Here is a 25277-nt window from a genome sequence, read left to right as displayed (position 1 = left end):
CAACGCCCGGCTTTATCAATGCTTTCGCTTGCCATGAATAGATATTTCCCTCTCTGTTTCCTGCTGCTGGTCTTCTTCTCAAGGCCAGCGCAGGCGCAGCAGAACACAAAACAGATCTTCATCCAGACAGACAAGGTTACCCTGGGCTTCACCGTGGGGAAAAACCAGAAGCTGTACCAAAGTTACCTAGGCGAAAAGCTGGCAAACAGCCAGGACAATGGCCTGCTCCCCGCTACCCGCCATGAAGCCTATGTCCCGGCCGGTACAGACAACCTGTTTGAGCCTGCCATCAGGATGGTGCACACAGACGGGAATCCTTCGCTGGAACTGAGGTATGACAAGCACACCACCCAGCAGCAAGAGGAGAATGTCACGGCAACGGCTATCCACCTCAAAGACCCCAAGTATCCGGTAGAGGTCATCCTGCACTTCAACGCTTTCCAGAAAGAGAACATCATCAAGACGTGGACGGAGATCCGGCACAAGGAAAAGAAGCCGGTAGTGTTGAGCAACTTTGCCTCTGCCATGCTGCATTTTGATGCCCCCAACTACTGGCTCTCCCAGTTCCACGGCGATTGGGCCGGAGAGATGCAGCAGCAGGAAAGCCAACTTACCAGCGGCATAAAAATCATTGACAGCAAGTTAGGCACCCGGGCGCACAAGTACCAAAGTCCCACTTTTCTGCTAGCTCTAGACAAACCCGCCGGCGAAAACCACGGCGAGCTGATTGCCGGCACCCTGGCCTGGTCGGGCAATTTCCAGTTTGCCTTTGAGTTGGATGAGCAGAATTCCCTGCGGATTTTGGCCGGCATGAATCCCTACGCCTCTGAGTATCGGCTGGAGCCGAACAAGCCTTTTGTGACGCCCGCGTTCATCTTCACCTATTCCCGAACCGGCAAAGGGCAAGCCAGCCGCAGTTTCCACCGTTGGGCCCGCAACTACGGCATCCTGGACGGAAACAAACCCCGCCTGACGCTGCTCAACAACTGGGAAGCCACTTTTTTTGATTTCGATGAGAAGAAGCTGGTAGGTTTGTTTGATGGTGCCGCGCAACTGGGTGTTGACCTTTTCCTGCTGGATGATGGCTGGTTCGGGAACAAGTACCCGCGCAATGATGCCAAAGCCGGTCTAGGCGATTGGCAGGAAAACAAAACCAAACTCCCCAGCGGCATCGGGTATCTGGTAGAGGAGGCGGAGAAGAAAGGTGTGAAGTTTGGCATCTGGCTGGAGCCGGAAATGGTGAACCCCAAAAGCGAGCTCTACGAGAAACACCCCGACTGGATCCTGAAACTGCCCAACCGCGAGGAGCATTATCAGCGCAACCAGCTGGTGCTGGATTTGATCAACCCCAAAGTGCAGGACTTCATGTACAACCTGGTGGATGATCTGCTCACCAAAAACCCGAAGGTGGCTTACATTAAATGGGATTCTAATCGGTCCTTGACCAATACCTACTCCCCTTATCTAAAAACCGAGCAGTCAAAACTGTACATTGACTACGTGCACAGTTTGTACAAGGTACTGGGGCGTATCCGGCAGAAATACCCGCATTTGCCTATTATGCTCTGCTCCGGCGGCGGTGGCCGGGTAGATTACGGTGCGCTCCCCTTCTTCACGGAGTTCTGGCCCAGCGACAACACCGATGGGCTGGAGCGGGTCAAGATTCAGTGGGGCTACTCCAACTTTTTCCCGGCCATTGCCATGTCCAGCCACGTGACCTCCTGGGGCAAACAATCGGTGAAATACCGCACCGATGTGGCCATGATGGGGAAACTGGGCTATGACATTCAGGTGAGCGAGTTCAATGAAAAGGATCTGCAGTTCAGCAAACAGGCTGTGGCCAATTACAAACGGTTAAGCGACGTGATCTGGTTTGGGGATCAATACCGGCTGGTGTCGCCGTATGACGAAGACCGCGCGGTGCTGATGTACGTGAGCGAAAACAAAAGCAAAGCCGTTCTCTTCTCTTACAATCTGCAGACGCGGCACCGCGACCGGTTTACCCAGATTAGGTTAGAAGGGCTTGACCCGCAGAAGAAATACATGGTGCAGGAAACCAACCTGTACCCCGAGACCAAATCTTCCTTCACGGCCAACGGCAAAACCTATTCCGGTGATTACCTCATGAAAGTGGGGATTGCCGTATCGCCTACCACTGCCCTTACCAGCGCCGTGTTTGAGATCGTGGAGAAGCCTTAACCAAGCATCCGGAGTTCATAAGAATTAATGTTAGAATTGATCCCCAAATACCATGAATAAACTAGTTTCCGTTATCCTGCTCAGCACCGTTTTAGCGGCGGGCTGCAAGAGCTCCCAATCCATGACCCAACAGCTTCCCCCCTTGCCCGTCTTTGACACCGAAGGACACCGCGGAAGCCGCGGCCTGATGCCCGAGAACTCCATCCCGGCCATGCGCAAAGCCATTGACCTGGGCGTGACCACCATTGAGATGGACTGCCACGTCACCAAAGACGGCCAAGTGGTGGTCACCCATGACCCGCACATCAACCTGGCGTACGCCCGCACGCCAGACGGCCAAGACATCCCCAAGGAAGACGCCAAAAAGTATGCGGTTTACCAAATGGACTATGCCCAAGTACGCGAATTTGACTTGGGCACCAAGTTCTACAGCAACTTCCCGCAGCAGCAAAAGCTAAAAACCTACATTCCGCGGCTCGCCGATCTCATAGACTCGGTGCAAGCCTACCTGAAAGCCACGGACAAACCGCAGGTTTTCTACAACATCGAGGTAAAATCCAAAGCAACCGGCGACAACAAACTGCACCCAGACCCAGAGGGTTTTGTGAAGGCCATGCTGCAGGTGATTGAACAGAAAGGCATTGCCCAGTACGTGATCATCCAGTCGTTTGACCCGCGCCCCCTGCAGGTACTGCACCAGAAATACCCGCACGTGCGCGCCTCTTTGCTGGTAGACAATACCAAATCTGTGGAAGAGAATTTGCAGGGACTGGGGTTTGACCCGGTGGTCTACAGCCCCAGTTACAAGTTGGTCACCGCTGAGCTGGTGAAGAAATGCCACGCCCGCAACATCAAAGTGATTCCCTGGACGGTGAACTCTCCCGAGGAAATTGCCCGCCTCAAAGCCTTGGGGGTAGACGGCATCATCTCAGATTACCCTAATTTGTTTGCCCAGCAGTAACTGAAAGCAGCGCTGTTTTAGGCCTGTTTTGGTCAAATCGGCTCAGAAACGGAAATCTACCTACACAAAATTCTTCTCACCAGTAAACTACCCCGCATGATGAAGTTGAAAGTATCCCTTGTTACTGCCCTGTTCGCCTTGCTCTCCTTTTCCCAGGCACATGCGCAAACCGCCAAGTATGACAGTACGTACCGCCCTGCCTCCTATGAGCTGCAAGTGAAGCAATTCCGGTCTTTCCCTAACTCCTCCAATGATATTATTTTCTTGGGCAACAGTCTCACGGCGAATACAGAATGGGCCGAGTTGCTGGGGATGCCCAACGTTAAAAACCGCGGCATCTCCGGCGATATCACGTTTGGTGTATTGGAGCGGCTCGATGAGGTCATTGAAGGCAAGCCGACCAAGGTGTTCATTTTGATCGGGATTAATGACATCTCCCGGAACGTCCCCGATCAACTGATTTTGGGCAATTACCAAAAGATGATCTCCCGCATCAAGGCGGGGTCACCTAAAACCAAAATCTACCTGCAAACCCTGCTTCCGGTAAACAATACCTTTGACAAGTTCAAGAACCACTACAACAAAGATGAGCACATCGCGGCCGTGAACCAGGGTCTCCGGGCGTTGGCCGCCCGCGAGAAAATCACGCTCATAGACCTGCACCCCCACTTTCTAGACAAAGACAACCGATTGGTGAAAGAATACACCCATGATGGTTTGCACTTAACGGTAGCGGGCTACCAAAGATGGGTGGAGGTATTGAAAAAAGGCAATTACCTGTAAGCATCCTCCCCATGGCTGCCCAAAACTCATCTCCCTTCCATGGAGAAGAGATAAACTCAAAATGGGGGCTGTTTACAACCAGAACTGGTGATCCGGAAGTCGAGCGGGAGTTGAAGAATTTAAAAAATACAGGCTATTTTTTTGATTATCGTTAATTAACCGATTAACTTAAATCTTTCAAATGCTTCTCCCCATGCGTTTCGGGAAAGAAGGAAAAGAAGACAAAGGCGTGGCGGAAAATTGCTTCACCCCGGCCCAAAAAGGCCTGGAGGATACCAAACCCTATGACAGCAAGAACTATAAGCCTTGGTACAGCAGTAAGTTCAAGAACATTCAGGAGGTAAGCCAATACTGGTAAACCAATTACCAAGACTTGCAGCAGAAATCTGGTCTCTCCCGGGATGCTTTTTACGCCAGTACGTTGCCTCCTGAAGTGATTGAGGCCGTAGCCGCCAACCTCCCCATTATCAAATCACCAACCGTTCTACGCCAGTACGACGGACGGCTTTGGAATTGGGAAGGTTGCACCGATGTGAAAGGATGCTGTGCCGGAAGCTGTACCCACGTTTGGAACTATGCCCAGGCGATCCCGCACCTCTTCCCTTCTCTGGAAAGAAGCTTGCGCCATACGGAGTTTTGCGAAAACCAAAGCGCCGAAGGTTATCAGGGATTCCGTACCAATTTACCTATCACTCCACTGGAACACGATTTCCATGCCGCCGACAGTCAGTTGGGAGGTATCATGAAAGTGTACCGCGAGTGGCGAATGAGTGGTGATACCAATTGGCTGAAAAAGATGTACCCCATGACCAAGCAAAGCCTGGACTGGTGCATCAAGACCTGGGATCCGCGTAATGCTGGTATCATTGAAGAGCCCCATCACAACACCTATGACATCGAGTTCTGGGGGCCGAACGGAATGATCACAAGTTATTATCTGGGTGCCCTGCAAGCCATGGTAGAAATGGGCAAAGCCCTGAAGAAAGATGTTTCCTCGCACAAAGACCTTTATGCCAAAGGGAAAAAATACATTGAAACGGAACTGTACGATGGCGAATACTTCATCCAGAAAATCCAGTGGACGGGTTTGAAGGCCGCTGATCCGGTAAAAGCCTCTGAAATATCAATTGGCGGCGGCTATTCAGATGAAGCCCTGGCTTTGTTACAGAAAAAGGGCCCCAAATATCAGTACGGTACAGGCTGTATGTCTGATGGGATCTTAGGTGGCTAAATTGTCCGCATGTGCGGTCTACAGGAACCAGTAGATGCGCAGAAGACCAAGAACCACTTACTGGCGGTACATAAGTATAACCTCAGAAAGGACTTAACCGAGCACGCCAACCCCCAGCAGCCTACCTATGCGGTCGGCAAAGAAGGTGGGCTATTGATCTGTACCTGGCCCAAAGGCGGAAAGCTTTCCCTACCCTTCTTGTACAGTGATGAAGTCTGAACCGGCATAGAGTACCAGGTAGCCTCGCATTTGATGTTACATGACCAGGTAGACCAGGGACTGTAGATTATCAGAACCTGCCGTGACCGGTACGATGGTCGGGTACGCAATCCATTCAATGAGTATGAATGCGGCCACTGGTACGGCCGGGCCCTTGCCAGCTACGGTTTCCTGGAAAGCTTAACCAGCGTGCGGTTTGACGCCGTGGATGGTACGCTGCATATAGACTCCAAAGTAGGCGACTTCACCACTTTCCTTTCCACCAACAAAGGTTTTGGCACGGTTACCCTAAAGGGTGGCAAGCCTTCCTTGAAAGTGGCTTACGGTAAAAGCCCGGTGAAGCAGGTATTAGTTTCGGGTAAAAAGGCAAAGCTTTCTTAACCCGATAAATATAACCTTCGGACAAGAATGCGCCAGAAGCTATCTCATAGAACAAGATAGCTTTGGGTGACAAAGGGAAAAGTCTCCGTTTCTGGCCTGTTTATGAATAAACAGCTCAGAAACAGAGGCACCTGCATCTTGCTAGAAGCATTGGTGAGATGGCTCTGGCTGTCTAAAGCAGTAGTGATAATCATTATAAAAAGAGGTACAAGGTGAAATTATTTCTAATGGGCGGCTTTTTAGGTAGTGGCAAAACAACCGCTATCCAGCAGGCATGCCTGCTGCTACAGAAGGAAGTGCGAGTGGGCGTGATTACCAATGACCAAGGTGTTCAGTTGGTAGACAGGGCCTTTCTCCAAAACATGGAAGTACCACGCGTGAGGTGATAAAAGGGTGTTTTTGCTGCAACTACGCAGATTTGGACAGCAGTATCCGGTCGTTGTCTGCGGAAGAACAGCCCGACATCATATTTGCGGAATCGATGGGTTCCTGCACAGACCTGATCGCCACGGTGGTAAATCCGCTGATGCAATTTCACCCCTCCCTGGAAATCGTGGTTTCAGTCTTCGCCGATGCCCGCATCTTGCTAGACCAGCACCACAAGACCAATCCGCTATTTGAAGAGGAAGTCCAATACATCTATGAAAAACAGTTGGAGGAAGCAGATGTACTGGTGGTGAACAAGGTTGATCTCCCGAACCAAGACCAACTGGGTGAGCTCAGAGCATATCTACAGAAACAATATCCAGATAACGAGATTCTTTACCAGAACTCCCTGGAGCCAGAAAATATTCAAAACTGGTTGGCCACCTTAAACAGCTTCCAGTTATCTGGAAAAAGAAGAACGCTGGAACTGGACTATGAAACCTATGGGGCCGGGGAAGCCAAACTCGCCTGGTTAGATGAGGAGGTGGAAATCATAGCCAAGGACAACAACGCCATGGATGGAGCCTTTTCTTTGATCAAGAAAATCTACGCAGGAATAAAGGTCGCTGGCTACACCATCGGTCACTTGAAGTTTCTGGTAAATGATGGGCACAAAAAAAGGAAGATCAGCTTTGTCTCCCTGCATCAGCCGGAGGCAAAATTGACTGATGAAAATTTGGGAGTCAATCGGGTGCTGCTCCTGATAAATGCTCGCGTGCAGACGGAACCAACCAGCCTGAAGCAACTCTTAGCCGAGGCGATTCAGGAACTAAAGCAGGAAACCGATTGCCAGGTGGTGGAGCGCAAAATGCTGGCGTTTAAACCGGGCTTCCCCAGACCAACCCACAGGATAGTAAGCTAAGCTTTAAAGACATGCAGATTGCCGCGAATACGGTTGTTTCCATCAGGTACAAAATGCAAAAAAGCAAGGGCGAAATCCTGGAGAATATTCTGGAGGGGTCACCAGTGGAATATTTGCATGGCGCCGGTAACATTCTCCCAGCCTTGGAAGCAGATTTAGTTGGTTTAGGCGCGGAAGACACCAAGCAGGTGTATTTATCCCGCGATGCCGGCTTTACCGAAATGGATGATGACTTCTCTTTTGACGTGGTGATTGATGCCGTGCGGGAAGCCACCGAGGAGGAAATCACTAATGGCTACCCGCATGAGGAAATTGAAATAGAAGACTGCGGCCCAGATTGTCATTGCCAGCAAAAGCCGTTTAGAATTTCACAGAGTTTGGGGCAGATGTCTTCTTAACCATGCAATTTGAAAGCTCAGTTCTAAGCTGTTTCCCCAAAAGAGGCTCTGAAACGGGAACCGCAAAAATCATCACGCTTTACAAAACCAAGAACAAGAATTCACAATCAGAACAAATAAGAATTAACCTTATACCTAACTATGAGAAAAGCGATTTTTACCTTTTTGTCCTTCTTTCTGTTCACCTATGCCTTTGCCCAGAACCGGGACAAGTTCAATGGGTTAGACATGAACATGGGTAACCTTTCCCGGTTATCAGACGCCAAGACCCGCTCCATCAGCCCCGAGAATTTCACCGGTGCCAAAGGCAAAGGCGGCATGGCCGACCCTGTGAAAGACAAAGGCAAGCGCAATGTGGCCAATTCCTCCATCCCCGCCTCTGAACTGGGGCAAGGCTGGAAAGTAAACCCTTATGTAAACATCAACCCCGGCGAAACCCTGACCATTGCCGAGATGGAAGGCCCCGGCGCCATTCAGCAGATCTGGATGACCCCTACCGGCAACTGGCGCTTCACCATCATGCGCATTTATTGGGATGATGAGAAAGAGCCGTCGGTGGAAGTACCGGTGGGCGACTTCTTTGGCATAGGCTGGGGCGAATTTGCTCCCTTGAACTCGCTGGCCATCACCGTGAACCCCGGCAGCTCCTTTAATGCCCTTCCGGAAGAAGTGCAGAATCACCATGGAAAACACCAATAAGACTGCCGCCATGGCTTGTACTACCAGGTGAACTATGTGCTGACCGACGTTCCAAATGATGAAGGCTACTTCCACGCCCAGTTCCGGCGCAACAACCCTACCACCAACCACCTGCACACCCTGGTAGAAGGCATCAAAGGAAAAGGGCATTATGTGGGAACGTACATGGCATTTGGGGCCAATAACAACGGCTGGTGGGGCGAAGGTGAAGTAAAGTTCTTCCTGGATGGCGACAAAGACTTTGCCACCATTGTAACCACCGGCACCGAAGACTATTTCAACGGCTCCTACAACTTTGAGAACAAGGCAACCAAACAGTATCAGGAGTATTCCACTGCTTATGCTGGTCTGCACCAGGTAATCAGACCAGATGGCTGTATAAATCCCAGCAGCGTTTCGGCATGTACCGCTGGCACATTCTGGATCCATTTCGGTTTGAGAAAGACCAGAAAGTAACCGTCCAGGATTTAGGCTACCGGGGTGCCACCAGGCCCTATTTACCGCAGAAGTCAGACATTAGCACCGTTTCCTACTGGTACCAGACAGAACCCCATGCGCCCTTCCCTAAACTACCAAGCCAGAGCGAACTGGAAGTAAACTAATCAGCCTTACCCCTGCTTTCCGTTTCAGAGCCATTTTAGAAGAAGTAGCCCTGAAATGGGTTTGGCCTACTCCAAAACAGAATTGTAGAGGAATCAAGGCGGATACCTGGTGTGCAAGACCGAAATACTGATTTGAACAGTGTCAGTTTTCATCCACTTGCCAAACAAAAAAGGCGGCCCTTTGCAGGGCCGCCTTTTCTATATAAGACAGGGTTTGCTTACGCGTTGTTGGTAGCTTCGCCTTGTAATACACGTACCATGGTCTCGCCAATCTCGGCGGGTGAGTCTACTACGTGGATGCCGTTTTCGCGCATGATGCGCATTTTAGCGGCGGCGGTGTCATCGGCTCCGCCGATGATGGCACCCGCGTGGCCCATTCTACGTCCGGCCGGAGCGGTTTGGCCCGCGATGAAACCAACCACTGGTTTCTTGTTGCCGGTGGCTCTGATGTACTCTGCGGCTACGGCTTCGTAGTTCCCGCCAATTTCACCAATCATCACAATGGCATCGGTCTCTGGGTCTTCCATCAGCAGTTGTACGGCGTCTTTGGTTGGCGTCCCGATGATGGGGTCACCACCAATTCCGATGGCAGTGGAAATACCCAAACCGGCTTTCACAATCTGGTCGGCGGCCTCATAGGTCAACGTACCAGACTTGGAAACGATCCCGATTCTTCCTGGCTTGAACACGAAACCGGGCATGATACCAACTTTCGCCTCGCCTGGCGTGATCACACCTGGGCAGTTTGGCCCGATTAAAGTAACCGGCTTGTTTTTGAGGTAGTTTTTAGCGGCAACCATGTCTTTCACCGGAATTCCTTCGGTGATGGCCACAATCACTTCGATCCCGGCATCGGCGGCTTCCATGATGGCATCAGCGGCAAACGCCGGTGGCACGAAAATGATGGACACGTTGGCCTGGGCTTTCTGCACGGCCTCGGCCACGGTGTTGAACACCGGACGGTCTAAGTGGGTGGAACCACCTTTGCCCGGGGTTACGCCACCTACCACGTTGGTACCGTATTCAATCATTTGCTGTGCGTGGAAAGAACCCTCTGAGCCGGTGAAGCCCTGCACAATCACTTTGGAATCTTTATTTACTAAAACACTCATGTGTAGTGGATTATGTGAAAGATGTACGCTCTCGTTTAAACTGTACGCAAAAATAGGCTTTTTTGCCGCCCATCCAAACTAAGAATTCCCGATAAGGCCCGTGGGTATGACAATCCGTTTCGGGGCTGTTTTCTGGAAAACAGGGGTAAAACAGCGCTTCACCTCTTCTTCGGCATGCCAAGTAAAAAGGTTTTTCGCTATATTAAAACAAAAAAGCGCCCCATGCCTCTGCCCCGTGTCCTAAGACCTTGCCTTGCGTTTCTGCTGTTCACCTGCGGTCTGCTGCTTACCTATACGGGTGCTACGGCTCAACGGAACCTGACCAACAGCCGCACTACCAGCTACTACACGTACATCTACAAGATTACGAACGCAGAGGCGAAACAACTGTATGAGAAAGGGATGCAGGCGGCCCGGGAGAGCTTTTTCCATACCAAGGTAGATTCCTTTCCTACGCAGTTGACCTATCAGAAGCGGTTGACTCAGGGACATTACCTGTACACCTACACATCGGGGCCAGATTTGGAGTACTCGCTGCACAGCAAAACCAATGCGCAGGTGCAATTGCTCAAGAACCACGTAGACTTGGCGGCGGTGCTGCACGACTCGTTGGGTAATCTCATCAGCAATGCTCTGGTACAGGTAAACAAGAAGAAAGTGCCGTTTGATGCGGCCACCCAAAGCTACCGCCTGGCCAAACACAAAAAGAGCGGGTTACTTTCAGTGACGCAGGAGGGTTTTACCTTTTATGTGCCCTTGGCGACTGACGCCCAAAGGCTGCCCTACCCTACTCCGCTTTGGAAAAAGATTGTATTCCGTAAACCTTTGTATTATGTCTGGCAGCCCTTCCGGAATATTGTCCAGAGCCTGACGTACCATGAGCCGCAGGGCTTGGTACGAAGCATATTTTCCATTTTTGACCAAGACTACCGCGACAACTATGGAAATCAGAAAAACAAACCTAGGGGTTATTTAGCCCTGAACAAGCCCATGTACCGGCCCAATGACACGGTGCGCTATAAGGCTTTTCTGGTGAAGAAAAACGGAAAGCCTTACCGAAAACCTTTGATAGCGGAGGTTAATGGCAATAGCAAAACCAAAAGGGTAGGCGCCTTGAAACCCTACCGCCCGGGCGCCTACGAAGGTGCATTCGTTCTTCACGATTCCCTCCAATTTAGGTTGGACACCTATGTGAATCTGAACCTAATGCGGGAGAAAAAATGGGACGATAAAAGAATCATCAACTCCCAGTTTAAGTATGAAGACTATGAACTGAAGGAAAACACCTTCACCCTTCGGCTAGAACACAAAGAACACTTTGCCGGCACCACCAACCAGGTGGTGGTGCGTGGGGCAGACGCCAACGGCCTCACCTTGCCCGATGCCCGCGTGGAACTGACGGTGCTCACGCGCCAAATCAGGCAGACCAAAGAAGCCGTGCAGTTTATCCCAGATACGCTTTGGGTGCACCAACAGCCACTGGAAAACTCGGGGGAAACCACCATCAAGCTTCCGCCTACTATTTTCCCGAAGGCGAAGATTGTATACGAGGTACAAGCCGCGTTCCTGAACTCTAGCAATGAACGCACCGAGAAATCGGCTAACGGTACTTATTCCTTTGAAGAAGGCCATCTGCTGCTTACCCTTAAAAATGACAGTGTGTTGGCCCAATACCTGGAAGGCGAAAAGTCACTCCCCAAAGCGGCCACGCTGGTTCTCAGGGATGAAAAGAATAAAAAGCTCCAGACGCAGAAAGTACAGCTTCCGGCGCTTCTTCCGTTGCAGCCGTATGCCCGCGACTATGAAATTTCTACCGGAAACCTAAAAGCCTCTTTATCTCTTAGAGACGAAAGTGCCAACTTTCAGTTTTTCTCAGACCGAACCGCTGATTCCCTTTTCCTCACCATTGACAACCCCAGAAAGCTGCCTTTCTGGTACTTCATTTACCGGAACAACCAACTTATTGACCGTGGACAGGACACTACTTCGGCCTGGTACTACACCAGAAAAGCCAGCAACGAAGAGCCGTACTACGCATCGGTGCAGTACGTGTGGGGCGGTCAGGTGCAGAGCAATGAGTACAATGCCCCTTTCCGGAAGCGGGAGCTTGACATTACGGTCAATGCTCCCGCCACGGTGTACCCCGGTCAGCAAACCAACCTCACCTTGGAGGTGAAAGACGCGAAAGGCAAACCGGCGCCTCACGTTGACCTCACGGCCTATGCCCTTACCTCAAAATTCAAGGCCGCTTCGCCACCTAATGTGCCATTCTTTGGTTCCTACCAAGGCCGGAAAAACAGGCGTTCCTTCAAAATAGCAGATACTCCCGACAGAGGCAGTCAGTTACTGCACTGGAATACCTGGCGGCAGGAAATGGGACTAGACAGCCTTTCCTATTATCAGTTGTTGTATCCCGCGCAGGGAATGTTCACTAATTATGCCGCCTCTAGTGACAGCCTTACCCAGTTGGCGCCCTTCGTGGTAGACTCGGGCCGGGTGGTGCCGGTGCACGTCATCTACCTGAACCAGGTACCCGTGTATTTCTCCGGCACAGATGTGGTGCCGCCCTACTCCTTCCCCGCCGACAGCGGGTACCATCACCTGAAACTTCGCACGGCCAACCACCTCATCACGTTAGACAGTGTTTATCTGAAACAAGGGCAGAAACTCATCCTCAGCATTGACCAGAACAAGCTGCCGCAACAGTTACAGGAGATGGAGAAAGGGCGCTTCACCGCTTCAGAACAAGAGACGCTTACCCAATACCTGGTGCCGGTGGAGCAGAACTTCTCCTCTGGCCTCTCCTACTTGAAGCAAGGCCGCCTGGTTCAGTTTCTGCCCAACAGCCACCAGCCGCGCGGGTATTTCACTCAGAAAACCAGAGGCAATATCCTGTTAACCGGCCCCTTTAAGCCCGATGTGATGCAGTTTCACACTTTGGGCAGCTTTACCACCAACTTCACCCCAGAGCCCAACTACACGCACCATTTTGAGCCTGGTTTGCTGAAACTACGCGAAAAACCGACGTTCCCGGGTAGAGTGCTACTTTCAAACAAAACAGACTCCTACGTACTCGCCCTCAGTCGTTTAGCCGAAATCCCTTTAACGGAGGCCAGCTTATTGAAGCAGTGGGAGAACACACAGTACCAGTTCTGGCTTTCGCACCTCCTGAACCAACCGGAATACCGCACCTTGCCGGGCTACGGCCGCTTGCAATGGCACCTGGATTCAACTTTCCAGATGAGCCCGCAGGTTCTTTTCCTCTACGCGCCAGATGCGGCCACCCACCAGGTCTCTATGTACCGCGGAAGTCTGGCACAGCTACATCAGGTGTACCCCGGTGAATATCAGTTCACGTTGGTGTTCCCCGACCAAAGCCATCTCAGCGCACGCATTACCGTGAAGCCCGACGGCGTGCTGCGCCTCAACTTCACCAAGAGTCAACTGCAGAAGCCTGCCCCAGAAACCAAGGCGTTGGAAAAGTATCTCCAGAACAGCGTGGAAAGAGCCATGCAAAGCGCCACCACCACCGCTCCGCTTCCCAAGCCCGTTTCCCCCAATGTTCCCTCGGTCTCCTACAGTTATTCCGGGGGCTTTTCAGACCAGGTGTGGGGCCGGGTGTTGGACAAGGAAACCGGAGAACCCATGCCTGGAACCACGGTGCAGGTAAAAGGCACGAGCTCGGCAGTTGCCACAGATGTAGACGGAAGGTTTACCATCACTACTCCAGCCAACGCTATTCTGGTAGTATCTTTTATTGGGTATGTGAGCCAGGAAGTCCCGGTAAAAGGCAGCAGCCGAATTGAGATAAAATTAGCCTCCGATGCCAGAGCCTTAAGCGAGGTAGTGGTGGTTGGCTATGGGGCTCAGGAAAAGAGGGAAATGACTTATTCTATGGCAGTCGTGCGTTCTGAACTGAATGGCAGAGTAGCAGGACTAGTTGTTGGAAATCCTGGCAGCAGCATCAATATCCGAGGTGTTTCATCTATTCAAGGCAATAACCAGCCGCTTATCATAGTAGACGGCGTGCCGTTCAGCGGCAATTTAGGAGACATTTCCGCTAGCTCCATTGCCTCTACTACCACCTTGAAAGATGCGGCTGCCAAAGCCATTTATGGTTCCGCAGCGGCAAACGGTGTCATTATTATCACCACCAAGAAAGGCAAAGCCGATGCCGAGCAATCCTTGATGGCTGGCGCCGAGGCAGACGCTACCTCCTCCATCCGAAGCTACTTTTCTGATTACGCTTTCTGGCAACCGCGCCTGGCTACCGACAAACAAGGCAAAGCCACGTTCCCGGTCACGTTCCCCGGCGATGTGACCAGTTGGAAAACCCACGTACTGGCCATGGACGGAAACAAACGCAGCGGCACCGCCAGCACTGAAATCAGGTCTTTCAAAGCTATGATGGCAACGCTGAGCGGCCCCCGTTTTTTGATTGAAGGGGATAAAACGCAAATCATCGGCAAGGCCGTGAACTACTTGCCAGATACGGCATCGGTGCAGACCACCTTTGCCTTCAACGGCCAGACGCTTAGGCAACAAAACCTGAAACTAGGCCGCGTGTTCACCGATACCGTGCTGGTGCAGGCCCCGGCGGTAGCACCAGACTCGGTGGAATTGCTTTTCTCTTTACAGCAAGGGGCGGGTTTCTCAGACGGCGAACGGCGGTACATTGGCGTGTACAAAAAAGGCGTGCTGGAACGGAAAGGCCAGTTCCTCTCCCTGCCGGTTGATACCTCGCTGACCCTCACGTTTGACCCCGCCAAAGGCCCGGTGCATTTCTACGCGCAGAGCAATCTGCTGCAGGTCATGCTGGACGAGATTAACGCGCTCCACCGCTATGAGTACTGGTGCAACGAGCAGGCCGCCTCTAAACTGAAGGGACTGCTCTGGGAGAAGCGCATTCAGGCAGCGCTGGACAAACCCTTTGAGCACGAAAAGATGGTGCGCCGCCTCATCCGGCACTTGGAGAAAACCCAGCAGCAGGACGGAACCTGGAGTTGGTGGGAAACCGGCCCCGCCTACATCTGGATAAGCCACCACGTAACCGAAGCCCTGGTCATGGCCCAGCAGGAAGGTTTTGCCACCAGTTTCAAAAAACAGCCCTTAATTGACTACCTCACCTATCATGTTGAAAAGAAAGATGCGCCAGACAAGATAAGAGCCCTGGAGATACTACAGCAGTTACAAGCCAAAGTAGACTTTCCGGCGTACGTGTCCAAAGTGGAGAAACAGCCCAAATTATCTCTGGAAGAACAGTTCCGCATCACTAGGCTTCGGCAGAAGTTAAACTTGCCTGCACCGCTGGATACACTTCAGAAATACCGCCACGCCACTATGCTGGGTGGTGTGTACTGGGGCAAGGAACGAAGCAGCCTCTTTGACAACCACATCTCCAATACTTTGCTGGTCTACGAAATCCTGAAAGCCGCCGGTGGGCATGCCCGTGAACTGCTTAAGATACAAGCCTTTTTGCTCAGTGAACGGCGTACCGGCCATTGGCGCAACACCTTTGAATCTGCCCGCGTGCTGGAGACCTTGTTGCCAGATTTGGTAAAGGAGAAAGGCGTTGCGCCCGAGAATAATTTGGTGCTCACGGGTGCCCTGAACACCACTCTGCGCCGTTTTCCGGTAGACACCACCTTTATTCCTACCCAGCCGCTCACGCTGCGCAAACAAGGTTTATTGCCGCTGTATCTCACCGCTTACCAGAACGAGTGGATAGCCCAGCCGACCCGGGTAGACAAGGACTTTGTAGTACGCACTTCCTTCGCCAACACCAAATCGGCTCAAGCTACTTTAACCGCGGGCAAACCGGTAGAACTGAAAGTGGAAGTAGACGTGAAAGCCGATGCCTCCTACGTGATGATTGAAGTACCTATTCCGGCCGGTTGCACCTATGACGCCAAATCCAGTTGGGGCCGTAACGAGGCGCACCGCGAGTACTTCCGGCACAAAGTGGCTATCTTCTCCAACCACCTGAGCAAGGGCAGCTACACCTTCACCATCCAACTCCTCCCCCGCTACAAAGGCACCTACACCCTGAACCCCGCCCGCGCAGAATTAATGTATTTCCCTACTTTCTTCGGGCGGGAAGGCCTGAAAGAAGTGCAAGTGAAGTAAGGGAGTTCTGAGTCTTGAGTTCTGAGTCTTGAGTCGGATTCAAGCCATTCTGGCGCAAGACTCCAGTCTCGTGACTTGGGATGAAGCGAGTCTCCAGACTCGCCGGACCCACGAATGATATTGCTGTGCGTAGAGTTAGCGTCAGCGCTCTACGCACCAATGGATAGCCAATCTCCTGATTGGCGAAACGGGAAGGTTGTTGGCACAGACGCTCGCAGGTCTTTTGAAAAATTTCCCTCTTACTTTAGGAGGTTTTCCGAAGGACGAGGTCGTAAACTAGCAGTCCCCTTATCGCGGCTCCGCAGCGAGGATAATCTGGAGACTATCCATTATCCGTAGACACGAGTCTGGAGACTCGCGCCAGAGGTGTTTTGAAGCTGCTCTCCTGAATTCAGCCCCAAAACCCAACCCCCGTCCACCCAAGCCCCGGAACTTCAGAAAACACTCGCGCCTTCCCGCCGTTTACTAAACCATAAACAACTGCCCCGGGCACTGGTTTATACCACCTAACCCTGCGAACCATGAAGATTGGATACCCTTGCGTGAATGAATCTCTGGACTGCACCTCGGCCACCACGTTCCGGTTGGCGTCTTACAGTGAGGAGCGGCTGGTGCAGACCGTGGAAAAGAACTTGGCCTGTCTGCGCCGTATTCTGGAGTACAACCTAGAGCACGGCTTCCTGTTCTTCCGGATGAGCTCTGAGTTGGTGCCCTTCGCCTCGCATGAAATCAACACCTACAACTGGCAGCAGCATTTCCAGATGACGTTCCGGCGCCTGGGCGATTTCATTAAAAAACACGGCATGCGCATCTCCATGCACCCAGATCAGTTTGTGGTGCTCAACTCGCCAGATGAGCGCATTGTGCGCAACAGCATCGCGGAGTTGGTGTACCAGGCTACGGTGATGGACTTGATGGGGCTGGACTCCACGGCCAAACTCCAGATTCACGCGGGCGGCGTGTACGGCGACAAACCCAGTGCCCTCAAACGCTTCATCCAAACCTACCAGACTTTGCCCGAGAACGTGAAAGCGCGCTTGGTGGTGGAGAACGACGACCGCCTCTACAGCCTACGCGATTGCCTGGAACTGAACGCCGAGACGGGTATCCCCATTTTGTTTGACAACTTCCACCACGAGTGCCTGCACCACGGGGAGCCCATGGCCGAGGCCCTGCAACTGGCCGCCGGTACCTGGCACCCGCAACACGATGGCGTGCTCATGATGGATTACAGTTCCCAAAGCCCCGGCGACCGCAAAGGCAAGCACGTGACCAGCATTGAAACCGATTTGTTTCGGGAGTTTCTCACCCATTTGCACGGATTGGACGTAGACATCATGTTGGAGATCAAGGACAAGGAAGCCAGTTGCCTGCGCGCGCGCCAGGTGCTGGAAGAGTTGGCCCTGGTCTGATGCTGTTTTAACCCTGTTTTCCAGAAATCGGGGTTAAAACGCAATTCATCTTTTGCAGAAGCTACCTCCGTCCGCCACTCCTTACCTTTAAGAACGCTGACTTAGATTATACATCCCCCATGAAAACTCTAGTACGGCTCTTATCTTGTTGCACCTGTCTTGTTATGTCCCTTTTCGCCGCCAGTTGCCAGTCAGACAAAGAATCTTCCACCCAACCCACTGCCGTCATCCGCCAGAAAATGGTGTTGGAGGGAATTCCCTCGGCCTCTGGTATTGAACGGGTGGGCAATCAATACTACGTCATCGGGGATGATTCGCCTTACCTGTTCACGCTGGATGAGAAGTTCAAAGTAGTGGCCAAAACACTTCTTTTTGAAGGCAGCACGGTGGTGGACGGACGAATCCCTAAACCCGTGAAACCAGATTTGGAAGCCATCACCCAGCTCACCATAGAAGGCGGGCAGCCGTACCTGTTCATTGTGGGCTCCGGGGCAACGGAACCCCGCAACATCGGTTTCCTGGTTCCGCTAACCCGAAAGGGCCTCGGCAAACCCGTCGCCATCAACCTGACGCCGCTCTATGACCATCTGCGGGCTAATAAATCTGTCACCGGGCAGGCGGCCTTGAATATTGAGGGCCTGGCGGCCGATGAGGAATACCTGTACCTCTTGCAGCGGTTCGCGCCGGGCGGGCAGAATGTGCTTATCACATACACCATGGAATCTATGGTGCCTTTCCTGCAGGGAAAAGGCCCGGCCCCCAAGCCTTCTGGCATACAGAACTGGGCCCTGCCAGATTTGGAGCAGATTAAAACCGGTTTCTCGGGCATGACCACTGCCCTGGGGGGCCGCATGCTTTTCACGGCCTCCGCTGAGGAAACGCCCAACGCCGTGTTAGACGGGGAAATCTACGGCAGCCTGGTGGGCTTGCTACAGGCGCATACAGATGCATCTTCCCAACCCGCTAAACCCCAGGTGGTGGTGCCCATCACCGAGCAGGACGGCAGCGCCTACAAAAGCAAGATCGAGTCCATCTGCATCTCGGGGCAAGACCGCAGCGACCTCACCGCCGTCGCCGTGGCCGACAATGACAACGGCCATTCTGAGCTGATCGTGCTAAAGTTCAGATGGTAAAAGGAAACCAATTGTACATGGAGAGGGCTGCGATGATTCTTCATCGCAGCCCTCTCCATGGATGGCTATATCTTATTATTTCCGCCGCACGCGCATTTTTTTCCAGTACACGGTATTGGACGTTTTCACTTCCACCAGATAGGTCCCCGTTCCCAGCTTGCCAATGTTCAGGGGAGCCGCCAAGGTGTGGTCGCCGGCCGGAATGGATTTAGTGTACAGCACTTTCCCGGCGTAGTTGGTGAGTTCCAGCACACCGCTTTCGGGCATGTCCTGCTGGAAAGAGAGCAGAAAGACGTCTCCTTTCTTGTCCTGGGGGAACAGGTCAATGCCAGACAAGGTCTCGCGCCTTACGGGTGTCTCTTTGCCTGCGTTGGCCATGGCCAGCACGGTGCCTTTGTTAGTATCCAGAGGTTTACCCTGGGCGTTCGCCGAGGCTCCGGTTATTGTTAAAATCCCTGCCAGTAACAAGGCACCAACTGCGTTAATTTTCATTTCCATACGGGATATCATCAGTTATATTTAGAACGGCTCCTGCCGTGAAATCCGTAATACATATACCGTTCCAAAATTGAAGCTTCCCAGGAAATTTACATTGAACTTGTTTAGTCTAGTACAAGAATAGACAACCTAGCCGCCATTGTTGGTGTTCTCACCAACAATCCAGATGCAGGCGCCTTTCCGCTTGCTGGTGAAAACACGCAGCAAGGGCGAAAGTATTTTACTTTGGCTTAACTAAACAGGTTCATTCTCTTATGCAGCTTGGAAGAAGCAATCAGACGCTCCAGAAAGATGCACCTCCGTTTTAGGGCTCTTTTGCAGAAAACAGGCCCTAAACGCGAAAACCTGTGAGGTCTTGGAGACCTCACAGGTTTAGAACCAACTGGCGCGAGACTCCAGTCTCGTGCCTGGGGATGAAGCGAGTCCCCAGACTCGCCGGAAGCCACCAGCAAAGTGCGTAACATCAGTCACCAAGAAAAGCGCTGCCAGCCGCCACCCTAGGCACGCTTCGTTTCAGGGCTGTTTATCCGGAAAAGAGGCCAAAAACTCTTGGCGGGCTTGCTCCAAGGCATGCAGTAACCGGGTGCGCTGCTCTAACAGGCTTTGCAATACGGTTGACCGACGGTAGAACAGCGTGAAGAAGATCCAGTTACGGCGGGCTACCTGAATGCGGTGCCAGTAGTGCAGCACAAAGAAACCGGTCACGGGCAAGGCCACCAGATACCCCACCAACGCCCCTCCTGAGAGGCCTAGCCAGGCATGCACGGCCCAGCCAATGAGGGCGTAGAAAACAGGGAACGTGAACATGCCAATGGTCATCATGATGGGGGCGTAGAACTCAATGTCTTTGGTGAGCGCCCGCGCCACCTTGGCTGGCAAAAAATACGGCAGGTAATTATGAACCACCCCGAAGAGATAGAAAGGGAAGCCTACCAGCAGATAGAGAAGGGTCTGTACCGTGCCCCAGGCCACCTCGCGTCGCCGGGGAATCCGCTTGAAGGCGTCTGGCACCAACCCTACGCTTTCTAAATGCTGTAGGTATTCCTGCAAGTCGGTGCGTAGGTGGTGGATGCGTTCGGGCTCGCGGGACTCAAAATATTTGATGCTCTGTACAATGCCTTTGGTAATCAGGAATCGTTCTTCGGGCTCAGACTCGGCTAGGTCCAGTTCTTTCACCAGTTTGTCTTGGTACACGGCTTCTACCTGGCGGGTGAGGGCGTCTTCTTCCTCGGTGTCGGTGTGGATGACCAGGGCTTCCAGGCGTTCCTTCAGGTGGTCGGTGAGGGCGTGGGCGGCTCGGAAGGGGTCTTCGGCGTACGCCGCTTGGAAATCTTTGACCTGGATGGGCTCGCCCACATTCACGAACACGTCGCTCCGGAACCGGGACGGGTCTGAGTAGTTGACGCCCACGGGAATGATGCGCAACCCCAGGTTGAAGTTGTGCTGGGCCTCGGCCCCCAGGCCGATGCGGGCGGTGCCGGTTTTGAGCGGACGCAGGCGGCGCTGCATGAAACTGTTGCCCTCGGGGAATACCATGAGCGTGCCGCCCTTGCCCAGGAACTCGTAGCATTTGGCAAACGTGGCGTCGTTCTGGGCGGTGCCGCCGTCGCCCACGTCTTCGCGGCGGTACACCGGTATCATGAACAATCTATGGAAAAGCCAGCCCTGGAGGCCCGGTTTGAAAAAGCTGCTTTTGGCCAGGAAATAGACGTTCTGCTTCATGAGCGAGGCCGTAACCACGGGATCCATGAGGGTGTTGGGGTGGTTGGAGACCACGATGAGCGGCCCTTCAGAGAACAGCAGGTGCCGGTTGTTCACCGTGAAACGCCGGAAGAACACGCGCAACGCTACCTGAAACATGGTCTTGAGCAGAAAGTACAGCATAGAATGGCCCTGGATTAAGGAAGGAAGCTACGCATTTTCGGCACGATTTCAGAAAAACAGGCTTAAAATAGCGTAAGCGGCCCACGGAAAGCACCACCAACCAGTGTTGCTGCCCGAAGCCAGGTCTATTTTTCATTGTTTTTCAGAAATTAAGCCGCTAAACGGAGAACGTTTTCTAAATTGGGTGACCGCGTCTTTCCGCATGGCGGCAATGTGCTCTTCTTTGTCTCAGAGGAAACGGTTTAGACGTAGGTACAGAAGAATTCTGCCAACAGACACATACCTTTTGCGGAAATGCCTAAATTTGTAAGGAAAACCAAGTTACCGCTGCTCGCCAGCTCCCTAATTCACACAAAATGACAAAGACTTTCTTTGAGGAAATAAACAGTGATTTCCCAACCGGCGTGGCGTTCAAGAATGTCAACCTTAAAAAGAAAGTCATTGCTTACTTTGCCAATACCGGAAACGCCACCATTGCCGAACTGGGCAAGGAACTGAACCTGAGCGTGCCCAAGATCACGAGTCTGCTCAATGACCTCATCCAGGACGGGCTGGTACAAGACCACGGCAAAGTGGATTCAACGGGCGGCCGAAAACCCAATGTCTACGGCCTGGCCCCAGATTCGGCGTTCTTTCTGGGAATTGACGTCAAAATCAACCACATCAACATAGGCCTCACCGATTTCCAGAAAAACCTGATCAGCGATTTTGAGAGCTACCCCTACAAGCTGTCCAACGACAAGGAATCTCTGGACGAACTCTGCCACATCATCAACAACTTCATCGCTGATTTACCTATTCCCAAAGAGAAGATTCTGGGCATCGGCATCAACCTGTCGGGCCGCATCAACTACGCCAAAGGCTATAACTACAACCTCTTTGATTTCCATGACGCGCCGCTAAGCAAAGTCATTGAGCAGGAGATTGGCATCAAGGTGTTTCTGGAGAACGATTCCCGCGCCATGGCCTACGGCGAGTTCTGCTCTGGCGTGGTAGATAACGAGAAAGATGTCCTTTTCCTGAACCTGGACTACGGCATTGGCATGGGCATGATCATCAACAACCAGCTGTTCTACGGCAAGTCTGGTTATTCTGGCGAGTTTGGGCACATTCCTATTTTCCAGAACGAGAAGATGTGCAAATGCGGCAAAAAAGGCTGTCTGGAAACTGAGGCCTCGGGCTGGGCGTTGGTAGAAATGTTCAAGGAAAGCATGGAAGCCGGCGCTTCTACCATTGTCTCCCAAAACAACATTCATCCCGAAGACCTGCTCTTGGACGATATCATCAATGCCGCCCACAAAGACGATGTACTGGCCATTGAACTGATTGCCAGAATAGGCGACAAGATTGGCCGCGGCATTGCCCTGCTCATCAACATCTTCAACCCCGAACTGGTGGTATTGGGCGGCAGCCTGGCCTCTACCGAAGACTATATCCTGCTCCCCATCAAGAGCGCCATCAAACGGTATTCGCTCAGCCTGGTGAACAATGACACCAAACTGAAGGTCTCCAAACTGGGCGAACAGGCCGGTGTGATTGGAGCCTGCCTGCTGGTGCGCCACCGCTACCTGGCCCTGGAGCATAATTAAGATTGCTTTCTTAATCTTAAACAGTAAAGCCCCGTTTCAGGCCTGTTTTTCTAAAAACTGGCCTGAAACGGGGCTTTACTGTTTAAGAATTCATCCTAAATTGCTACCACGCTGAAGACGCCCACAGCCACAGGTACTCGGCTATTTTCCAGAGGCCATAGAGCAGCAGCCCGAAAAGAATCAAAAACGCGACAAGCACCCCAATGATAAAACCGGTGCCTTTGCCCTGGTATTTGCCCTCCTGGTAGTGTTTCTTTAACAGATTCACGTTCCGTTGGTTGGCCTTGTAGCCGAAGTCGAAGAGCCAGCCCACAATGGGAATACTGCCAATAATCGCATCCAGGAAGATATTCAACAGCATTCTGACCACCAGCGCCCGGCTGGCCCCGTGCTTGGCCATGGTCATGACCAACACACCCGACATGGCGAAGGAGGAAATATCGCCCACCACGGGCAGCAGCCCCATAATAGGATCTAGCCCGAAACGGAACTTCGTGCCCGGCAACTGAAACTGGTTGTCCAGTAACCGGGAGATGGACTCTACCCACTTCAGGCGTTCATCAATTGGCATAACGGGCGGTGGTGTCTGGTTCATGGCACAGGTATTTCTCCTTCATACGCAGAATCAGCCCTCGGGATTAATTTACACGTACCGCTGCAATAGGATCTCAAGCCGTTGCTATGAAATTTGGCTGCTTAGCAGATTCCTATTGGCTTAACACATTGCTTTTTGATTGATGAATGCCTCCTCCCTCCTTTTGTCATCTTGGAAAGATCTTGGTAGCAAACTAAAAAAGCCTTTGAACAAGCGCTACTGCCGTTCGCCCCCAAGATCCTTTCAGGATGACAAAAAGAGGAAGACAAAAGGGAGAAAGACTTATTTCAGAAGCTCTTTAAACAAAACAGCCCCAAAACGGAAATCCGCTTTGGGGCTGTTTTCAGGAATAAAGGTCAAAAACGCTAGATCGCGCCTTCTGCGGGGCTACCGCTCTGCAAGAACGGGTAGCGGTAATCTACCGGTGGCACGAAGGTTTCTTTGATGGTGCGGGCACTAGTCCAGCGCAGCAGGTTCAGCATGGAACCAGCTTTGTCATTGGTGCCCGAGGAACGGGAACCACCGAACGGCTGCTGTCCCACCACGGCGCCGGTGGGTTTGTCGTTGATGTAGAAGTTACCCGCTGAATGGGTCAGTTTCTTGGTGGCCAGTTCAATGGCGTACCGGTCATTGGCGAAGATGGCACCGGTGAGGCCGTAGGGCGAAGTCTCATCTACAATCTGCAAGGTCTCCTCAAATTTCTCGGCGTCATACACGTGCAGCGTGAGCACCGGCCCAAAGAGTTCTTCGCACATGGTTACGTACTGCGGGTCTTGCGCCACAATAATGGTAGGTTCAATAAAGTACCCCACGCGCTTGTCATGGTTCCCACCGGCGATAATCTCCACCGAGTCATCTTTTTTGGCGGCATCAATGTAGCGGGCCAGCTTGTCGAACGATTTCTCGTCAATGACGGCATTGATGAAATTCCCGAAATCTTCGGGGTCACCCATCTTGAAGGATTTCAGGTCTTCCACTACGTGGGCTTTCACCTCGTCCCAGATGTTGCTTGGAATGTAGGCGCGCGAAGCGGCCGAGCATTTCTGGCCCTGGTATTCAAACGCGCCGCGGGTAATGGCGGTGGCCACTTCTTTCGCGTTCGCGGATTTGTGCGCCACAATAAAGTCTTTCCCGCCGGTTTCGCCCACAATGCGCGGATAGCCGCGGTAGGTGTTGATGTGCTCGCCAATGGTTTTCCAGATGTGGTTGAACACGCCGGTGCTGCCGGTGAAGTGAATGCCCGCAAACTGACGGTGACGGAAAATGACCTCGCCCGCCTCTGGGCCGTCTACATACACCAGGTTGATCACGCCGTCGGGCAGCCCCGCGGCCTTGAACAGCTCCATGATCACGTTGGCCGAGTACACCTGCGTGTTGGCCGGTTTCCAGACCACCACGTTGCCCATCATGGCCGGAGCGGCGGGCAGGTTGGCGGCTATGGATGTAAAGTTGAACGGTGTAAGCGCAAACACGAACCCTTCCAGCGGACGGTGCTCCAGCCGGTTCCACATGCCCGGCAGTGACTCCGGCTGCATCTTGTAGATATCGGTCATGAACTTGGCGTTGAACCGCAGAAAGTCAATCAGCTCGCAGGCGGCGTCAATCTCGGCTTGGTACGCGTTCTTGGACTGGCCTAACATGGTTGCGGCGTTCATACGCGCTCTAAAAGGCCCGGCCAGCAAATCGGCGGCTTTCAGGAAAATGGCGGCCCGGCTTTCCCAGGGCATGTTGGCCCATTGCTCGCGGGCCGAGAGCGCCGCTTCAATCGCTTGCGTCACGTGGCTGGCATCACCGTAGTGGTAGTTTCCAATTACGCGCTTGTGGTCATGGGGAGGGGTGATAGGCATTAAGTTGCCGGTGCGCACTTCCTCACTCCCAATGTACATGGGAATATCCAACTGCTGCTCGCGCAGCGCTTTATAGGTGTTGAGTAGCTCTTCTCTTTCTTTGCTGCCGGGTGCGTAGCCCTTTACAGGTTCGTTTACCGGAATGGGGACATTGAAAAATCCATTGGACATACAAGTATGGGGTTAATTTCAAGTTAATGAGATGAGCAAAGGTAAAGCTTTCGGGCAAAAAAGGCTAACCTTTAGATTAGCGCAGTTTCATTTTTCCAATAGTTCTACTTCTTATTTGTCAGGTATAGGATTAACTTACTGTACTTGAA

At 52.4% G+C, this 25277-nt stretch carries 18 protein-coding genes and 2 pseudogenes; 15 read left to right on the top strand and 5 right to left on the bottom strand.

Features of this window, described 5'->3' with window-relative positions; all coding sequences use genetic code 11:
• Nucleotides 1-33 precede the first annotated feature (33 nt).
• From HHO50_RS19475 to HHO50_RS21635, 11 genes and pseudogenes are all read left to right on the top strand, one after another.
• Entirely contained in the window at nt 34-2199 is a 2166-nt protein-coding gene (locus tag HHO50_RS19475; RefSeq protein ID WP_219921605.1) for an alpha-galactosidase, read from the top strand.
• A 52-nt stretch (nt 2200-2251) separates the two neighbouring features.
• Nucleotides 2252-3160, top strand: coding sequence for a glycerophosphodiester phosphodiesterase family protein (locus tag HHO50_RS19470; protein WP_181308652.1), 909 nt, complete (start codon nt 2252-2254; stop codon nt 3158-3160).
• Between the two features lie 96 nt (nt 3161-3256).
• Nucleotides 3257-3943 carry a GDSL-type esterase/lipase family protein gene (locus HHO50_RS19465; protein WP_181308650.1) on the top strand — a complete coding sequence of 229 codons (687 nt, stop codon included), beginning with the start codon at nt 3257-3259 and terminating at the stop codon, nt 3941-3943.
• Between the two features lie 11 nt (nt 3944-3954).
• Nucleotides 3955-4098, top strand: coding sequence for a hypothetical protein (locus tag HHO50_RS19460; protein WP_181308649.1), 144 nt, complete (start codon nt 3955-3957; stop codon nt 4096-4098).
• Between the two features lie 26 nt (nt 4099-4124).
• Nucleotides 4125-4301: a hypothetical protein gene (locus HHO50_RS21095; protein ID WP_219921604.1), complete on the top strand. Its 177-nt coding sequence runs from the start codon at nt 4125-4127 to the stop codon at nt 4299-4301.
• Between the two features lie 15 nt (nt 4302-4316).
• The gene (locus tag HHO50_RS21090) at nt 4317-5174 is read left to right on the top strand and encodes a GH116 family glycosyl hydrolase (protein ID WP_219921603.1); all 858 of its coding nucleotides are present in this window, start codon (nt 4317-4319) and stop codon (nt 5172-5174) included.
• A gap of 9 nt (nt 5175-5183) precedes the next feature.
• Nucleotides 5184-5393, top strand: a complete 210-nt coding sequence (locus tag HHO50_RS21085; RefSeq protein WP_219921602.1) for a hypothetical protein — start codon at nt 5184-5186, stop codon at nt 5391-5393.
• Nucleotides 5394-5582: 189 nt separating this feature from the next.
• On the top strand, nt 5583-5774 hold the full coding sequence (locus HHO50_RS21080) for a hypothetical protein (RefSeq protein ID WP_219921601.1): 192 nt from the start codon (nt 5583-5585) through the stop codon (nt 5772-5774).
• 227 nt (nt 5775-6001) lie between these two features.
• Nucleotides 6002-7062: pseudogene (locus HHO50_RS19445) on the top strand (GTP-binding protein).
• 11 nt (nt 7063-7073) lie between these two features.
• Nucleotides 7074-7460 carry a hypothetical protein gene (locus tag HHO50_RS19440; protein ID WP_181308643.1) on the top strand — a complete coding sequence of 129 codons (387 nt, stop codon included), beginning with the start codon at nt 7074-7076 and terminating at the stop codon, nt 7458-7460.
• Nucleotides 7461-7601: 141 nt separating this feature from the next.
• A pseudogene (locus HHO50_RS21635) lies at nt 7602-8761 on the top strand (glycoside hydrolase family 172 protein).
• Nucleotides 8762-8979: 218 nt separating this feature from the next.
• Here the strand turns inward: HHO50_RS21635 and sucD are convergent.
• On the bottom strand, nt 8980-9873 hold the full coding sequence (gene sucD, locus HHO50_RS19430) for a succinate--CoA ligase subunit alpha (RefSeq protein ID WP_181308641.1): 894 nt from the start codon (nt 9871-9873) through the stop codon (nt 8980-8982).
• A gap of 222 nt (nt 9874-10095) precedes the next feature.
• Between sucD and HHO50_RS19425 the strand changes: the two genes are divergently transcribed.
• From HHO50_RS19425 to HHO50_RS19415, 3 genes are all read left to right on the top strand, one after another.
• A complete protein-coding gene (locus tag HHO50_RS19425; RefSeq protein ID WP_181308639.1) occupies nt 10096-15999 on the top strand; it encodes a carboxypeptidase-like regulatory domain-containing protein in 5904 nt (1967 codons plus the stop codon).
• A gap of 521 nt (nt 16000-16520) precedes the next feature.
• Nucleotides 16521-17411, top strand: a complete 891-nt coding sequence (gene uvsE / locus HHO50_RS19420) for a UV DNA damage repair endonuclease UvsE (RefSeq protein WP_181308636.1) — start codon at nt 16521-16523, stop codon at nt 17409-17411.
• Nucleotides 17412-17575: 164 nt separating this feature from the next.
• Nucleotides 17576-18544 (top strand): hypothetical protein, encoded by a 969-nt coding sequence (locus HHO50_RS19415; RefSeq protein ID WP_181308634.1) that lies wholly within the window; start codon nt 17576-17578, stop codon nt 18542-18544.
• A gap of 75 nt (nt 18545-18619) precedes the next feature.
• On the opposite strand, the gene HHO50_RS19410 is transcribed toward HHO50_RS19415, so the two are convergent.
• Entirely contained in the window at nt 18620-19036 is a 417-nt protein-coding gene (locus HHO50_RS19410; protein WP_181308632.1) for a T9SS type A sorting domain-containing protein, read from the bottom strand.
• A gap of 519 nt (nt 19037-19555) precedes the next feature.
• Entirely contained in the window at nt 19556-20926 is a 1371-nt protein-coding gene (locus HHO50_RS19405; RefSeq protein ID WP_181308630.1) for a lysophospholipid acyltransferase family protein, read from the bottom strand.
• 356 nt (nt 20927-21282) lie between these two features.
• Between HHO50_RS19405 and HHO50_RS19400 the strand changes: the two genes are divergently transcribed.
• The gene (locus HHO50_RS19400; protein ID WP_181308628.1) at nt 21283-22515 is read left to right on the top strand and encodes an ROK family transcriptional regulator; all 1233 of its coding nucleotides are present in this window, start codon (nt 21283-21285) and stop codon (nt 22513-22515) included.
• A gap of 103 nt (nt 22516-22618) precedes the next feature.
• On the opposite strand, the gene HHO50_RS19395 is transcribed toward HHO50_RS19400, so the two are convergent.
• Entirely contained in the window at nt 22619-23110 is a 492-nt protein-coding gene (locus HHO50_RS19395; RefSeq protein ID WP_219921597.1) for a DUF4112 domain-containing protein, read from the bottom strand.
• A gap of 365 nt (nt 23111-23475) precedes the next feature.
• The gene (pruA, locus tag HHO50_RS19390) at nt 23476-25128 is read right to left on the bottom strand and encodes an L-glutamate gamma-semialdehyde dehydrogenase (RefSeq protein ID WP_181308626.1); all 1653 of its coding nucleotides are present in this window, start codon (nt 25126-25128) and stop codon (nt 23476-23478) included.
• Nucleotides 25129-25277 lie beyond the last annotated feature (149 nt).

The organism is Rufibacter sp. XAAS-G3-1 (assembly GCF_013623775.1).
GTDB lineage: Bacteria > Bacteroidota > Bacteroidia > Cytophagales > Hymenobacteraceae > Nibribacter.
Note: the sequence above shows the minus strand (reverse complement) of the source record. Positions and strands in the feature narration are given on the sequence as shown.

Excerpts from the sequence above, each read along its gene's own strand:
- HHO50_RS19395 (WP_219921597.1), bottom strand. The coding sequence starts at position 23,110 with ATGAACCAGACACCACCGCCCGTTATGCCAATTGATGAACGCCTGAAG.
- HHO50_RS19440 (WP_181308643.1), top strand. The coding sequence starts at position 7,074 with ATGCAGATTGCCGCGAATACGGTTGTTTCCATCAGGTACAAAATGCAA.
- HHO50_RS19470 (WP_181308652.1), top strand. The coding sequence starts at position 2,252 with ATGAATAAACTAGTTTCCGTTATCCTGCTCAGCACCGTTTTAGCGGCG.
- HHO50_RS19460 (WP_181308649.1), top strand. The coding sequence starts at position 3,955 with ATGGCTGCCCAAAACTCATCTCCCTTCCATGGAGAAGAGATAAACTCA.
- HHO50_RS19415 (WP_181308634.1), top strand. The coding sequence starts at position 17,576 with ATGTCCCTTTTCGCCGCCAGTTGCCAGTCAGACAAAGAATCTTCCACC.
- sucD (WP_181308641.1), bottom strand. The coding sequence starts at position 9,873 with ATGAGTGTTTTAGTAAATAAAGATTCCAAAGTGATTGTGCAGGGCTTC.
- uvsE (WP_181308636.1), top strand. The coding sequence starts at position 16,521 with ATGAAGATTGGATACCCTTGCGTGAATGAATCTCTGGACTGCACCTCG.
- HHO50_RS19425 (WP_181308639.1), top strand. The coding sequence starts at position 10,096 with ATGCCTCTGCCCCGTGTCCTAAGACCTTGCCTTGCGTTTCTGCTGTTC.
- HHO50_RS19400 (WP_181308628.1), top strand. The coding sequence starts at position 21,283 with ATGACAAAGACTTTCTTTGAGGAAATAAACAGTGATTTCCCAACCGGC.
- HHO50_RS19405 (WP_181308630.1), bottom strand. The coding sequence starts at position 20,926 with ATGCTGTACTTTCTGCTCAAGACCATGTTTCAGGTAGCGTTGCGCGTG.
- HHO50_RS19410 (WP_181308632.1), bottom strand. The coding sequence starts at position 19,036 with ATGAAAATTAACGCAGTTGGTGCCTTGTTACTGGCAGGGATTTTAACA.
- HHO50_RS21095 (WP_219921604.1), top strand. The coding sequence starts at position 4,125 with ATGCTTCTCCCCATGCGTTTCGGGAAAGAAGGAAAAGAAGACAAAGGC.
- HHO50_RS19475 (WP_219921605.1), top strand. The coding sequence starts at position 34 with ATGAATAGATATTTCCCTCTCTGTTTCCTGCTGCTGGTCTTCTTCTCA.
- HHO50_RS19465 (WP_181308650.1), top strand. The coding sequence starts at position 3,257 with ATGATGAAGTTGAAAGTATCCCTTGTTACTGCCCTGTTCGCCTTGCTC.
- pruA (WP_181308626.1), bottom strand. The coding sequence starts at position 25,128 with ATGTCCAATGGATTTTTCAATGTCCCCATTCCGGTAAACGAACCTGTA.
- HHO50_RS21085 (WP_219921602.1), top strand. The coding sequence starts at position 5,184 with ATGTGCGGTCTACAGGAACCAGTAGATGCGCAGAAGACCAAGAACCAC.